Origin of the sequence: Stieleria sedimenti (assembly GCF_025060895.1) — a bacterium.
GTDB classification, from domain to species: domain Bacteria; phylum Planctomycetota; class Planctomycetia; order Pirellulales; family Pirellulaceae; genus Stieleria; species Stieleria sedimenti.
Map to the genome: position 1 here is coordinate 65,477 of NZ_JANZKV010000072.1, position 15,519 is coordinate 80,995.

Consider the following 15,519-nt stretch of genomic DNA (forward strand, 5'->3'; position numbering starts at 1 on the left):
GGTATTGGGCTTTAGCCGTCGCGGCTCGCTGCTCCGCAGCGAATCAGCAACCGCCCGTGCGTGCCGATCCACGCCCGCGTTCCCAAAAAGTCGCTAGACTGAAGAAGACTCATCCTACGGAGGCCCGTCATGCGATTGCTTCTCTCCATTCTATGCGTCACTGCCAGCTGTGCGGTGCATCCGTGCTCGGCACAGGACTACCAACTCGTCGAGCCGTCGGGCGTGATCACGGGGGACGTTTACATACGTCCCGGACAGATGGTGGTCCACGATGCCAATGGACGGCAATACCTGTTTCAACGCGATCGTTCCTTCGATTCCTTTGACGGTCAGTACGCCGGCTATTGGTTGCCGCCGGTCAACCGTGTGGTCCGGTTTCCCCGATCGGGCCGCGGACGGTTGCTCGTTTCCGACTTGGACGACGTCTTTCCTCGTTACGTGTTCTCGCGACGAAGCGTGCGACCGGTCGGACGTCAGGCGGGGCATCATCATCATCACCACCACGGACCTGCGTTTATTCCACCGTATTTCTTAAACCCCTACGGCTATCCGGCGTTCGGTTACGGATGGCAGAGTTTCGGGACCACGCTCAGCGTTGGCCCTCGCCGTTTCCACCGTCCCTCGCTGCAATCGATCGTCATCGAGTCGAACATCGTTCCGCGACAACCGCTCTCGCCGGTGACGGCCAAGCTGCTCAATACGGCCCAACGCGAAGTCCGGGTAACGGTGACCGATCGCGTCGCACCGGATCAATCCAAACAAATACCGATCGCACCGGGGACCAGTCAGCCGGTGGTCATTCAACGCGACGCCGGCGCGGACCTCGTCCGGCACGTCCTGACCTACGCCCCCGACGGATCGCAGCTCACCCGCGAAGTCACCACGCCGATTGCACCGGTGCCGCGCTACGAATTGACGGTGCATGAATGGAGGCTTCAGTCGGTGGCGATCGATCGCACCGGCAAGAGTCCCAGCGTGATCGAAGACTCGAACTTTCAAGGCCGGGGCCTTGGCCGATTCGAAATCCCCCCCGGCGATCAATTCACCGGAGGGACGTTGGACGTCGTCCGAATCGCCCTCCGCGCCGGCAATCAGGGCACGGTCGCGCCGTTGTTGGACGATCAAGACGACGCGCCGTTGCGACCTGTCTCGTCACTCGAGCAAATGCTGTTGGAACAACGCAAAGCGAGTGGGCAGAAGTGAGTGGGAGTTTGGTCAAAAAATGGGGAACGCGGCGCCGCCGTTTGGTACGTCTTGATCTTTTGACCCACCCATCTTTTGACCTTCTTCTCTTCTCCGCTTCCACTGCGACGTGGACTTAGCCTTACGCTCCGCATGACCTATCATTCCCGGGTAAGTTTTGTTCTCCCCGGAAAAGTGATGCCGGCCCATCTACCCATTCAGGATTGTCTCGCAGACGTTGTAGAGGCCGTCGAAGCACAGCGCCCCGTCATCCTGCGCGCCCCGCCCGGTGCCGGAAAAACAACCGGCGTTCCCCCCGCCTTGATCGACGCGGGTGGGTTGCCGACCGGACAAGTGATCCTGCTGCAACCGCGGCGGATCGCCGCCCGTGCCGCGGCGCATCGCTTGAGCCGACTCGCGGGCGAATCCGTGGGCGGCACCTATGGCTATCACGTTCGCTTCGATCGCAAGGTCTCGTCGCAAACCAAAGTTGTCGCGATGACGACCGGCATTCTGCTGCGACGCTTGACCAGCGATCCGCTGTTGGAAGACGTCGGCTGTGTCATCTTGGACGAATTCCACGAGCGTTCGCTGGAACTCGATTTGGCCCTGGGCATGCTTCATCGCGTTCGCACCACGCTGCGACCGGAATTGCGGCTGGTGGTGATGAGCGCCACGTTGGACACCCAGCCAGTCGAACGGCTGATGCCCGACGCGGTCGTGGTGGAAAGCCATGGGCGTGCCTTTGACGTCGACATCCGTTATGACGAATCACTGTCACGTCGGTCCAACACCCGCGACGCGATCGCCCAGGCCGTTGCCGATCGGGTTCCCGCTGCGTTGCGCAGCAGCGACGGCGATGTGTTGGTCTTTTTGCCGGGTGTCGGCGAGATCCACCGGGCGGCCGATTTGATTCAGGGCATTGCGCGAACGGAATCGCTCCAGGTTTGCAAGCTCTACGGCGACCTGTCACCGGCCGACCAGGATGCCGTGCTGGCGGCTTCGGATCAACGCAAGATTGTGCTGGCGACCAACGTCGCGGAAACGTCGATCACGATTCCGGGCATCACTTGCGTCATCGACACCGGGCTGGCTCGTGTGATGCAATACGACACATCGGTCGGCGTCCCCAGTCTGCGTCTGCAGCCGATTTCCAAAGCCTCTGCCGACCAGCGTGCCGGCCGCGCCGGCCGAACCGCACCCGGCGTGTGCTTTCGCTTGTGGCCGCTGGCGCTGCATCGCAGCCGTCCCGATCACACGGCGGCGGAAGTCTCGCAAGCCGATCTCTCGTCGGCACTGCTGATGCTGGCGTCATGGGGCGAGCGCGAGGTGTTCGATTTTCCCTGGGTCACACCGCCGACCGAGCATGCCGTCGAAGCGGCCATCCACCTGCTCGTTCAGCTGGGCGCGATCGATGCGTCGCTCGCGGTCACGGCGTTGGGCAATGAAATGAATCGTTTGCCGGTGCATCCGCGTCTGTCACGTCTGATGCTGGCGGCGAAACAATTTGGCTGTGTGGAACATGCTGCGGTGGCCGCGGCGCTGTTGTCCGAGCGTGACCCGTTTGACCGATCGGCGGGATCCGATGCGCATCACGAAGGAATCCAAAGCGATCTGATCCAACGCGTGATGCGAATCCAACGTCACGCCGGCGGAGCACCCGATCCCGGCATTCATCCCGCGGGCGCGAAACAGATCCAACGGGTCGCGCACACGTTGGGCAAGACGCTTCGCGAGTCATCGCATCATATCGGCGTGGACGACTCGATGCCGACCGAGGAGGCGATCACTCGGTCGCTGCTGGCGGCTTTTCCCGATCGGCTGGCTAAGCGTCGTGCACCGGGATCGGCTTCCGGAGTGATGGTCGGCGGGCGTGGCGTCAAGCTCGACCGCTCGTCTTCGGTTCGCAGTGCCGAATGGTTCGTTTGCGTCAGCGTGGATGGCAAGGGCGAAGAATCATTGGTGCGACTCGCGTCGGCGACGGAGCAGGCTTGGTTGCCGGAGGACCTGATGGAATCCAAACGAGAGTGTTTCTTCCACCCCAGTTTGAAAGCGGTGGTGGCGCGGGACCGCAGGTACTTTTTAGATCTGCTGATCAGCGAATCGACCGCGCAGTGCAAGAGCGATGATCAGACGACCGAGTTGCTTTGTCGTCATGCGACGCCCCAGCTCGATTCAATTCTGCCGGGCAAAGACAAGACGCTGCATAGTTTCCTGGCCCGGTGGCGGTTTTTGAGCGAGCAATGCGATGATTCCCCGTTGCCGATGACGGTCGACCAAGCGCTCGAAGCGGTCCTTCAAGACCTTTGTCGCAATCGAACCTCGTTCAACGAATTGTCACGCGCGCCCTGGCTGGATCACCTCAAGGGACTGCTCAGTTACGAACAACTGCGGTGGTTCGATCAGCAAGCCCCGGAATCGATGTTGGTTCCCAGCGGCAATCGAATCCGGCTGGACTATCCGCCGGGCAAACCGCCGACGCTGGCGGTTCGCATTCAAGAGCTTTACGGCTGGGAAAAAACGCCGCGGGTCGCCGGCGGGTCGGTCCCGTTGCAATTGCATCTGCTCGGACCCAATCGCCGTCCCCAGCAGATCACCGACGACTTAGAAAGCTTTTGGAAGACGACGTACATCGAAGTCCGCAAAGAACTCAAACGCCGCTACGCCAAACACCATTGGCCGGATGATCCCGCCACCGCCGTGGCCACGCCCAATGGTCTGAAGCCGAGAAACTAGCCCGCCGCTCTGCGACCGGGCCAGTCATCTCGACTGCGCAATCGTCGAAGAATCGAAAAAAAATTGTTTCGGTTGAAAACCGGGCGAACGTTGCCCCTTGTGAATGGGCAGCGACCCTGGCCTCGCGTTTGGAGTCCTTTTGATGTTCTAACGAACGGAGGTAGCGACTCAATTCAGTCCTTTGTTTTTTTGGTATGCGTCCGCCTGGTGGCCCAGACGCATGGGCATCGCCTGGTTCCTCGCTGCCGTGCATCCATCTTCGCTACCGTGAGATCTTTCGCGTTTTAGGAGTATTCCCGTGTCCATGTTCCGCCCTCTCCGTTCCAGAATCTCAAAGAAGCAAGCCACCCGCCTTCGACCCACCCTGGAACCGCTCGAAGACCGAAGGATGTTGGCCGCGGATCCACTACTCGGTTCGCAATACAAAGATGGCAGTTCTGATCTTGGTCATGATCGAGACGTCGAGCAATCGTGGAGAGGTCCCACGTACAACGCGTCTCCACAGAGCTCTCGCGATGTAACAGTCATGAGCTGGAATCTCTATCTCGGTGGAGATCTTGCTCCTGTTCTGAATGCACTATTAACGGGAGATCCTCAACAGATTGTTCAGGCCAGCACGGAGCTCTGGCAGTCGGTCCTGGCCACGAACTTTGAACTCCGAGCCGAAGCCATCGCGGATCAAATTGAATTCGCTCAACCAGAATTGATTGGCTTGCAGGAAGCCGTGGTCTGGCGGACCGGCCCGTTGAATCCAAACGAATCTGCCATGGACGTCCAGTTTGACTTCACAGAGATTCTGTTGGACGAACTGAACGAGCGCGGAATGCACTATGACGTCGTTGCCAAAACCCAGGGGATCGATGCGGAACTCACGGGCTTTACGACGCTACCTAATCCGTCCAATCCATACGGAGTACTCGAAGACATACGGCTGACCGATCGGGACGTCATTTTGGCTCGCACCGATTTGCCTAAGTCGCAGCTCAAGTTGTCGAATGTCCAGGAAGAAAACTTCGATGTCGCCCTCAGCGTACCAGGAGTCTTCTCGGTGCCTCGAGGATGGAACTCAGTGGACGTGAAAATCCGCGGCAAAGAATTTCGCTTGATCAACACCCACCTTGAGATAGCCGATTTTCCGCAAGTGCAAATGGCCCAAGCCTGGGAACTCCTCAGCACTGCGGCCGCTACCGATATGGCGGTCGTGATTTTGGGCGATTTCAATTCCAGTGCGGTGCCCGGGCAACCCAATGATACGCCGACTTACGAACTGCTGTTGGGAGCGGGCTTCCGGGACACGTGGGAAATGACTCAAGTCACGGAGGCGTTCACCTGCTGTCAAGCATCGGATTTGCGAAACGAATCTTCCATTATGGATTCGCGCATCGACCTCGTCCTCGTTCGTGGTCCCTTGGACGTAATCGACACGGACGTAGTCGGTGAGGAGCAAGTCGATCGCACAATGCAATTTGCGGATGCTCCGTCGGGCCTGTGGCCATCCGATCATGCCGGTTTATTGGCGACATTGGTATTGCCTAGTCGGCAACGAGGAAACCAGCCCTTTCTATTCATTGAGTCCGGGGCCTCCGTCGTTTCCACCGGAAATGAACGTGGTGACGAAGAAGTTCTAGTCGATGGAATCGAGGTGAAACGCCCCAGAGCGATATCGCTCAACGCTGTCGACGACCTTTGGCAGCAAGCTGGGCGAAGGAGAGATGTCAAGTTGTTGGGCGTGGAAGTCCCTCCTCTTGGCCTGTCTTTCCACGAGGACGAAGAAGCCGACCTACTGGAATGGTTGGGCCAGCGGGTATCTCGCCCAATGAGTTTGACTCAGTTTTAAGGCGAGTGGGCTTGATCGAGCCTTTCCCCGCGGCAACATGGGCAGTCCCCTCCTAAGTTGCTTCATTTCAACGGCTTGCGGTGGCGGAGCGAATTCGCCCGGATCATTTCCAGAGGCCGCAATGGAAATTGGCGCTCTCCAGACACAACAAAGCCTGCATCTCTACAGGTTGTATCGCACGCATCTCGATACAATTTGTTTCTGTTCGTGACAGATCTTCAGCGGTCCATCGCGCGCGAGAGCCTTTCTTGATGAACGATGGGGCTTGAGGATGTATCGACGGCCGTGATGCTGAAACACCGATCACGAGTGGAAGGTTGCGGAAATTGCGGAGCACCTTGATCGGTCTCCCGAACGCGTTGCAGCACGAATGTGTCGCGGATTGAAAATACTTCGTAGCGTAATGGTGCCACCGAATGACTGAGTCGAACCAGGATCGAGAAGCTGAATTTGACCGCATCGTACACCAGTACTATGCGGCGATTGAAAACGGCGACGAGGTCAACCACCACCAATTCATCGATGAACACTCGGGCTACCGGGAAGAACTCCAGTCCTTTTTCGCAGACCTCGAGCACCTCGGAGATGTCGCACTTCCGCAGACAGAGGGATTGAATGCGACGAAGTATCGAAAAGGGACGATTGCCCCGGGGACATCGTTCACTTATGTCGGCGAGTATCGCATTCTGGAAGAGGTCGCTCGCGGTGGGATGGGCGTGGTATTCAAAGCACGACAGGAAAAGCTTCGTCGTACCGTCGCTCTCAAAATGATTCTTACGGGTCCGTTTGCAAGTGCAGCGGAAGTCGAACGATTTCAGCGAGAGGCAAGGGCTGCAGCCGCCTTGAAGCATCCCAACATTGTTGGTGTTCACGAAATTGGGATTCACGACGGCCACCATTATTTTACGATGGATTTCGTTGACAGCGAGAGTTTGTCTGGGAGGTTGCAGCGAGGGTCGCTTTCCGACCACGAAGCGGCTGGAATGTTAAAGCAAGTCGCCACTGCGACGCACTATGCTCATCAAAACGGCGTTTTGCACCGAGATCTCAAGCCCAGCAATCTACTCATTGATCATTCTGGTCAGCCGCACGTCACGGATTTCGGACTCGCCAAGCCACTTGGTGGTCGCAATGAGGACACGATTGAAGAAATCACCTGCAGCGGTCAAATCCTGGGGACCCCGAGTTACATGTCCCCCGAGCAGGCACAGGCAAAACATCAACTCGTCGGTGTTGCCAGCGACATCTATTCGCTCGGCGCGATTCTTTACGCCTGCCTCTGTGGTCGAGCGCCCTTCGTCGCTGAATCCTCGATCGAAACGCTTCGTCAGGTGATTCACGACGAACCGATTCCACTACGGGTCTTCAATCAGCGTGTCCCCAAAGACCTCGAGAACATTTGCCTGAAGTGCCTCGCAAAGGAACCCCATCGAAGGTACGGCACAGCGGAGGCACTCGCCGACGACTTGCAGCGTTACCTGCAAGGCCGTCCAGTTCTTGCGCGACCGATTAGCCGGTTCGCGAAGACGTATCGTTGGGCGAAACGCAATCCATGGATCGCCGCGACCGCAACGCTGTTTGTGCTGGTTGCGTTGTCAGGTCCGATCGTGGCCTTTCGCGAATCCGCACTTCGTTTCACCTCCGAGAATAATCTCAAGTTTGCCGAGGAGGAAACACGTCGAGCCAATGCGAATGCCGACGCGGAGCGGGACGCTCGTAAGATTGCCGACAGGGCGGCTGCGCGGTCGAAATATTTCTTGGCGATGGCGCATTGGGACGCGGGAAGAACGCGAAAGGCGTTGCGCACGCTTGAAGAAGTTCCAAAAAACCAACGGACAATGGAATGGAATCTCGCATACCGAGAATTCCTGAGTTCCGCGGTCACGTTCTATGGGCACACCGGCGAGGTGTTTTGCGTCGATGTTAGTCCGAACGACAATTGGATCGCCTCGGCGAGCGATGGGGAACTGCGAATCTGGAATCTGTCGTCCGGCGAGCAGCACCGTTTGATCAAAACGGACGGTCGAGTGACCTCCCTTAAATTCCTCGATGACAGCCGTCGGCTGCTCGCGAGCATCGGGAACCAAATTTGCGTTTGGGATACCAGCGATGGCCGCAAGCTAAGAACATTGGAGGAGATCGGTCCGTTCAATCAGATTCAGTGTTTTGCAATCAGCCCCGATGAATCGGTCTTAGTCACCGGAACAGGTCGCCGTGAGGAACCCGGGCAAGTCTCCTTCTGGGACTTCGAAACCGGCAATCGAACAAAGCGAGTCGAGATCCACAACTCGTCCGGAGTGTTCCGAATCGACTTGAGCCCGGACAAGCAGTTATTCGCAACAGTGGGCTACAACCATCGGTTTTCAATTCGTCATTTTGAATCCGGAGAGGAGGCGTGGCCAGGCTCGTCGGGATACAGTGACGTGGAATTTCATCCGAGCGGATATTCCGTGGCGTTGCTGAGTTTTTCCGGCGACATCAACGTGATGAAATCCGCGAAAGGGTCGATTTTAAACATCTATCCGGGGCCGGAATCCGGACGAGGCTCCCAAACGATTGAGTGGAATCCGACGGGAACGTTCTTAGCGATCGGGACGGTCGATGGTCGAATCGAAAGGGTGTCACCGTCGACTCGGTTCTTGGACCAACAACTGGGGCATTTGGGAGCCGTCAATGACATTGCGTTTTGCAGTGACAAGGCAAGATTTGTGAGCGTCGGCGCCGATCGCAGCGTTAGAGTTTGGGGCGGAGAAACCGTCTCTCCCACTCTGGCAGTTGAGAACAAGTTCCCTGTGGGTCGAGTTCCAAACCTGTACGATTGCATCAATGTAGCCTGGAGCCCTGATGGAACGAGGCTCGCATCTGGGAGCGTGAGCAACCAGATCACCATCTGGGATGCCGCGACACTTGAGACGCTTCACACGGTCGGAATGCATCCCGACCTGATCAACGATATCGCGTTTTTTCCTGACGGCGAAAAGGTCGCCTCGGCTTGTGCTGACAAGTTGCTTCGCGTTTGGAAGCTCGACCAAGGAGAAGAGCTCTTGACGCTATCCGGGCACCGCGGCTTCATTTCGGAGGTCGAAGTCAGCCCGGATGGGAAATGGATGGTCTCGGGCGATCAAAACTCCGAGGTCCGATTGTGGAACGCGGAAACCGGCCAGTTGATCCGATCATGGTTCGGGGCGTCTCGACAGGAAGGCTGGGTGCGGTTTTCGCCAAACGAGACATGGATCGCATACGTCGCTGATGGCGGCACCGTCGAGGTCCGAGAGATCGTCTCGGGTGAACTCGTCCGGACGATCCAACCTGCTGTCTATCCGTCTTGTATTTCCTTCGCCGAGAAGTCCTCAACACTTTGGGTGGGTGGCGGTTCGTATTACACCAATGGAATCGAAGCGTGGAACATTGATACCGGCAAGCAAGTCTTCCGCAAAAGCCTGGGATCGAATGAACTGATCACCAGCCTCTCCTTCTCTCCAGCACACGATCGACTACTGACAGCGGACTTCATTGGCACCGTCAAACTTTGGGACACCGATTCGTGGGAAGAACTACGTCAGTTCAGAGGCAACCGAAGAAGGACAATCGTTCGATTCTCGCCGGCGGATCTCTCCTGTGTCTGTGGATCCTACTCGCATTCAGGGTACGGAGATTTTGCGGATCCCTATGGAACGGTTCGGGTGTGGGATGCCTCCGATCGATTCGAAGTGGCGGAAGTTTATTCTGGTTTCGAAAACGAAGTTCAGACGGCAGGATTCAGCAAAGACGGAAGCAAGATCGTCGGCGTATCAAAGGCGGGCAAGAAGGGCACGTGGGATCGACAGTCGGGAGAACGACTGACGGAAGACTCCATTGCTGAGGAAGAACCCCTGAATCATCGCTTTGGTGATCTGATTGCGATCCCTTTCGATGACCGTGTTCGGATCTTTGACTTGGCCTTCCGCCGACAATCGAGGTTCTCCCAAATTCAAAAGTTAAGCCGCAAGGCTGTTGAGCGTTCGAATCGCATGGCAGTCAATGGAGCCTACAGGGGACCGTCTGTTGCCCTCTTTGAAATGGGATGGCTAATCGAGCGAGGCATGCTTTCTGAGTCAGAAAAAACTCGCCTGCTGCATTGGTTAGCACGCAAAGCGATCGCTTTGAAATCGGCATACGCCAAGCGATATCCGGAGGAGGCGAATGTCGATTTGAACCTGCTGCTACCACGAGACGTCCGCCGAGCCATCAAAGAGTACTCCCTGGACGATCCGAAATGGCTGGAAGAACCCGAAGCCGATGAAACCGACGCGTTGCCGGATCATCAGTCCGCGCTGGTCGTTGCGTTGGACATCCAAAAGAAAATTGAGCAAGCAACCAATCTCCAGAATCAAAAAAAGTTCGACGAGGCGAGGGGACTCTGTCGCGAAGTTCTTGCGATCATGCAAGCTCAAACGGACGATCCCTTCGAAACACTCGCGCGAATTGGCAGTCGCAAAAATCCCTTCACGATGAACGACCTTTTTAATCGACTTGCAAGCTTGGAACAGGCCGCGAGACGCCCCAAAGCCAGAATCGACGTACTCGAACAACTTGTCGATTTGATTCGCCGCGGTATGCGCCCAGATGTTGCACTGGATTGGCGATACCTTGGGCAGATCCAGTTCGAGCTAGAAGATTTCAAACAGTCGGGCGAGGCACTCAATCGTTATCTCAGCATGACTGATAAGTCCGAGTTGATTCCAGAGGTTGGTGAGCTTTCCGCATTTCTGAATGCCGATGACTTTCACCTGGTCTATCGCGTGATGCGAACGCGTGGCTTGCGGCCAGCGATCATCGATGGCGAACTGAAGGAAGGCGTCCCCGTCTACCGCGCACGATTTAAACCGATCGACTGTAGGTTTTATAACTATTATGGAATTGAGAAAAGGACGTTCACCGAACTCTCCAATCGATTTGCAAAGCAGGGATTTGCTCTGGTTCACGAAGACCGGTTTGACAATGCAGGGCGGGAAACCTACTCCGCGGTTTGGGAACAACCGTGGGGGGACTTGCGACCGTAAAACTCAAACTTCTTGGAGAGCCTTCATATGGACTTTGGGGATCTAACGCGACATATTCGCTGGGAGATGACGGATCAGCAGAGAATTCGCCAATGTGGGTAGAACTGCATATTTGCCAATACTCGCAAGTAGGTAAGGTCCAGCCGGACCCGTCGCATTGCCGCATAGCCAAGTCTAGCCGCACTCTGTACAGCGATGCGTTTCATGTGGGGGAATTTGCGTGAAACGTCTTTTCCGTCAACCAGAACACGACATGCCCAAGCACGAAACGACACGCGCCGCACTCCTCGACTTCGCCGCATCATCTCCCGCCGTGATTGGCTGGCATTCCATCGCCTTGCCATCGCTCGGCTGCGTCTTTCTGGCTGATTCCCGCGCGGAAGGGACGATGACGATCTTAGAAGCCGTTGCCGGCCATCACGGTCGACTCGTGGCGTCGGGGCCGAAGTCCGGTTCACCGTGGATCGGTTGCCTGGTCGAGCCGAACGAAACACGAGGGCGAGCACTTTGTCTTTCATTCGCTTCGGCACAGCTGTGGGGCTTGGCTAGCGATCGCCGGGGAGTCTATAAAGGTCGTCCAATCGGTGATGCGTCATAGCACTCCGGTTTTGACCCTGAACAACTACGGGCAACTGTTTCCCGGCCAGTGTGAGGGGGCGCCCGTGAAGCTGGCAGCGATGATGTCAGACACGAAAACCGCAATCCGGCCACAGATTGGTCACATTCGCCAAGCCGGCGAAGGCTGATAGAGGCCGAGATTGCTAGAATACGCCGTTATTTACGGCATTTGCCCGGGTGGTGGAATTGGCAGACACAGGGGATTTAAAATCCCCCGGCCGTATTAGGCTATACCGGTTCGAGTCCGGTCCCGGGTACTTTTCTCTTGGTTCGCCGCCCGCCGCGATCCATCATGGTGCGCAGGTCAGCGGCCAATGTCTCACGCGAAGTCGTCAAGACAAGATCACAGCCATCTTTCGTCCCCTCGCCGGCCACGTTCCGTGGACTCGCATTTTCTTGTCACCCATTTTTCTGCCCGCCATTTTTCTGCCACCCCGCGCCGGGGCTGCCATCAGCTCCCGATTCAAATTGCTCGATCAAAGCCCTGATGACGCCGTCAAAAGCAGCGGCCGGGACTCCCGTCTGGCCGATTCCTAATGACGTGCGAATGGGGACTTGTTACCCTCGGCAATCCCAATCGCAGAGCGGAGGCATTTCCAATGCGAATCTGTTTCTTTCTGGTCGGTTTGTGTCTTTGCCATGAGATCGCCAGTTGCCAAGATCCTCCTGCTCCAACGCTGAAGTGGGCATTGCCGCAGACGGTGCGTCTCACGGACCCCGGTGTTTTTCCGGTTCGCATCGCGACCTTGCCGTTTTTCGAAAACGAAAATGGTCCAGAGGTCAGAACGAGCACGATTGCCGCGCCCCTCCGTGGTCGGGCAACTCCTGGCGAGGCCGACGAACCCTGGATGTACCCGCTGACGATTTCAGATTCTCCTGACCGACAGGAGCTGAACTCGCTCGCCATGAGCGGGAGTTACGTGGAGTCAGGCGGAATCAGAATCTCTGAAGCCACCAGTCGGGTCATCCATGCAGAAGTCGCAAGTTTTGGTGAGATCGTCAAATGGTATTCGGCGAAACTGGGTGATACCAAACTCTCGCAGGCTCTTGAGGCATTCGATGAGCACTCTGCAGGCGAGCCGGATTTCCGCCAAGATCGATCGGTAGGTTTCGCGGTTCCGACGACGACGCATCTGACCTACAGATTCACCCCGGATGCGAAATCGATCACCATCCTGCACGCTGAAGATGAAGGCGATCGCGTTGCCATTTCATTGCTCGGAACGAAGACAGAAACCGCCATCGAAGTCATCAGACGATTCGCAATGCCGGCGGATCGTGACGGTGCAATTGACGTAGCCGACTAGCGGGACGAGGTTGACGGTGGATCGAATGCTGACGAGACGCTACCGATCCTCGTCGCCCGACGTCGCGAGGAGCGGCTGGATGGCGTTGGCAATCCGCTCCCCCACCCTCTGTGCGGACCGCGGGCCGTAGTGGCCGGCGGCTACCCAATCACTGTCGGCTACCGATAAAGATCCTCTCAGATCCAAGACGGCGACGCGATCCGGTGATGGCGAAGTGCGGCTCGTGGTTGCCGGTTGATCGTCGCCATTGCTCGGCAAGAATACCAAGATCAGTTTCGCGCCGCGTCGCTCAAAGTACTCCCGCATCTCTGAAAACAGATTGTTGCCGTCCTGCTGAGGGTTTGTTTCATCGGTGCCTGAGTTGTCGTGACCCTGATGACCGTTTTTGATCGGTTGTCCGGTTGCCAAGTCTTGCGGGCGGGGCAACCGGGAATAAACCTGGTCGGCCAACCGGCATCCGCCCGCCAGCACATAGCTTTGACGAAATGGCCGCCCGATGCGGTGGGGAAGCCCGCGCGGGTTCATTGCAATGTTGTCGTGAAACCAAAACAGATCCCCCACAGGCTTCGACGGCGTCGAGGAATAGTTTGCGAAGACTTCGGTTTCTGAATGCCGTCCATAGGCGTTGACCACCACCACGCTCGGGTGGACACGTCCCTCAAAGTATCGCTTGAACTTGTAGAAATCCCGAGAGAGATCGAAACCCGGTTGCGAGAGTGTCTGCACCCTGACGGGAACAACCGAGTGTTTGGCGATCTGGGCGGCAACGGACTGATCGTCGCGTAGCCCGTAGGAGAACATCATCGACCCGCCCCCCAACAAAACGACCTCTTGACGGGGCGCATCGCGATTGCCATCGGTCGACACGGGCAACCGGAACCCGTTTTCATCGAGCCGGAGTGGCACCCTCCAGGCGCCGTCCCGATGGCGCATGGCGCCGACGTAGTGGGGCGTAAACACGAAACCGAGTTCTTCATCGGGCCGGTGAATCCCGACTTCAAACCACGTCTGGTAGAAAAGTGGGAACGGGACGACCGATCGCACAAAACACTCGGCCGCAACCACGCCCAAGATCCCCCACACCAAGCAGCGCATCACGACGCGAAAGCGTGGCCCGCGGAAAACCGGGGGGGAGTCCATGGACAACCTCAGAATTGAAAGTAAATGAATGGCGTGGAATGAAAACCGACGGTGACAATCGAGACAAATAGAAACGTGAACGCCGCACACCTCTGCGGCAAGGGTAGTCGCAGCAGGACGAACTCGTCTTGAGCGACCATTTGCCAATAGTGGAAGGCCTGCAGCAGCACAAAGGATGAGATCACCGGCACGGCGTAATGCCAGGCATCAGGCGTCCATCGCAGGTCGGTCATGATCTGCCGCGCGAAGTCAGCAATCTGTGCGGTGGACGAACAACGAAAAAGGATCCATCCGAACAGCGTGAATCCCATCGTGGTGCTGATCGAGAAAATAGATCTCAGTGAACTCTTGCGTTTCCACCCGAAGCCGAGCCCCTCGAAAGCATGCCAAATGACAAGCAACACACCGTGATAGACGCCCCACAAGACGAAATTCCACGCTGCCCCGTGCCAGAGACCACCGAGGACCATGGTAACCATCAAGTTGACGCACGTTCGCGCTCGTCCACGTCTGCTACCGCCAAGCCCAAGATAGAGATACTCCTGCAGCCAGGACGAAAGCGAGATGTGCCATCGACGCCAGAAGTCTCGCGGACTCTCCGCGAAATAGGGAAAGCGAAAATTGACCATCAGCTCGATCCCCATCAGCCGAGCGAGGCCACGCGCGATCAGCGAATAGCCGGCGAAGTCACCGTAGATCTGAACCGCAAACCCCAACGTTGCGAGCAGCGCGATCAGCCCGGAGTACGAATGGGGTGACGCGAAGACTTGATCGACCATCGGCGCGAGCGAGTCCGCGAGGACTACTTTTTTGAAGTATCCCAACAGGATCTGCTGCATGCCCATCGAAAGGTCGCGGCGCGAAATGACGCGGGCCTGCTTCAACTGAGGCATCAATCGACAGGCTCGCTCAATCGGACCCGCCACCAGTTGCGGGAAGAACGCAACATACAGGGCGACCACCAGCGGGTCGCGTTCGGCGTGGCACTTCCCACGATACACGTCGATCGAGTAGCTCATCGTCTGGAAGGTGTAGAAACTGATCCCCACCGGAAGAATCAGTCGTAGCGTCGGCAGATGAGGCGTGAATCCGAATTGCGAAAGCAGCGTTGCAAACGAGCTGATGCCGAAATCATAGTATTTGAAGAATCCCAAAAGCCCCAGATTGAACGCGACGCTGGCGATAAGACAGAGCCACCGGCGTCGTTGGGTAGGACTGGCTTCGATCCCGATGGCGACAAAATAATCGACCGCCGTTGACGCCCAAATCAGCGATAGGAACCTCCAATCCCAGGCGCCATAAAACACATAGCTGGCGATCAGAAGGAGTGTGTTTTGGATTGGCAATGATCGACGCGTCACCAAGTACAGAACGTAGGTGACCGCGAAGAAAATGAGAAACAGAGGGCTGTTGAAGAGCATCGAATGACCGCCGCAACCCGTGTAAATGGCGAGGTAGGAATCTTGGAGGGCCCGGACCGGTGCAATCTCGCTCCACGTCCCGATGCAACGTCGACAGGATCTCGTCGGCACTCACAAACGAGAGACCTCGATTCTGGCTTCCCGAGATGTTGCGTCAAGCAGTGACAAATTCAGCCTATCATGAACTTACGGCCGGAACGACCAGGTGTCGAACGACTCTCAAGGAACTTCCTACC

8 protein-coding genes and 1 tRNA gene are annotated in these 15,519 nt (G+C 57.0%); 7 read left to right on the forward strand and 2 right to left on the reverse strand.

Annotated features, from left to right (window positions below; genetic code table 11):
* Nucleotides 1-129: 129 nt before the first annotated feature.
* From NZK35_RS11330 to NZK35_RS11360, 7 genes are all read left to right on the forward strand, one after another.
* Nucleotides 130-1,203: a hypothetical protein gene (locus NZK35_RS11330; protein ID WP_259632643.1), complete on the forward strand. Its 1,074-nt coding sequence runs from the start codon at nucleotides 130-132 to the stop codon at nucleotides 1,201-1,203.
* 177 nt (nucleotides 1,204-1,380) lie between these two features.
* Nucleotides 1,381-3,918, forward strand: coding sequence for an ATP-dependent helicase HrpB (hrpB, locus tag NZK35_RS11335; RefSeq protein WP_259632644.1), 2,538 nt, complete (start codon nucleotides 1,381-1,383; stop codon nucleotides 3,916-3,918).
* A 526-nt stretch (nucleotides 3,919-4,444) separates the two neighbouring features.
* Nucleotides 4,445-5,755 (forward strand): endonuclease/exonuclease/phosphatase family protein, encoded by a 1,311-nt coding sequence (locus NZK35_RS11340; protein ID WP_259632645.1) that lies wholly within the window; start codon nucleotides 4,445-4,447, stop codon nucleotides 5,753-5,755.
* A 710-nt stretch (nucleotides 5,756-6,465) separates the two neighbouring features.
* The gene (locus tag NZK35_RS11345) at nucleotides 6,466-10,797 is read left to right on the forward strand and encodes a protein kinase domain-containing protein (protein ID WP_259632652.1); all 4,332 of its coding nucleotides are present in this window, start codon (nucleotides 6,466-6,468) and stop codon (nucleotides 10,795-10,797) included.
* 407 nt (nucleotides 10,798-11,204) lie between these two features.
* The gene (locus NZK35_RS11350; protein WP_259632646.1) at nucleotides 11,205-11,543 is read left to right on the forward strand and encodes a tyrosine-type recombinase/integrase; all 339 of its coding nucleotides are present in this window, start codon (nucleotides 11,205-11,207) and stop codon (nucleotides 11,541-11,543) included.
* A gap of 43 nt (nucleotides 11,544-11,586) precedes the next feature.
* Nucleotides 11,587-11,672, forward strand: a tRNA-Leu gene (locus NZK35_RS11355).
* 432 nt (nucleotides 11,673-12,104) lie between these two features.
* Nucleotides 12,105-12,722 carry a hypothetical protein gene (locus tag NZK35_RS11360; protein WP_259632647.1) on the forward strand — a complete coding sequence of 206 codons (618 nt, stop codon included), beginning with the start codon at nucleotides 12,105-12,107 and terminating at the stop codon, nucleotides 12,720-12,722.
* A gap of 39 nt (nucleotides 12,723-12,761) precedes the next feature.
* Here the strand turns inward: NZK35_RS11360 and NZK35_RS11365 are convergent, their stop codons facing one another.
* Both NZK35_RS11365 and NZK35_RS11370 read right to left on the reverse strand, forming a co-directional pair.
* Nucleotides 12,762-13,862 carry a hypothetical protein gene (locus NZK35_RS11365; protein WP_259632648.1) on the reverse strand — a complete coding sequence of 367 codons (1,101 nt, stop codon included), beginning with the start codon at nucleotides 13,860-13,862 and terminating at the stop codon, nucleotides 12,762-12,764.
* An 8-nt stretch (nucleotides 13,863-13,870) separates the two neighbouring features.
* Nucleotides 13,871-15,283 carry an MBOAT family O-acyltransferase gene (locus NZK35_RS11370; RefSeq protein ID WP_259632649.1) on the reverse strand — a complete coding sequence of 471 codons (1,413 nt, stop codon included), beginning with the start codon at nucleotides 15,281-15,283 and terminating at the stop codon, nucleotides 13,871-13,873.
* Nucleotides 15,284-15,519 lie beyond the last annotated feature (236 nt).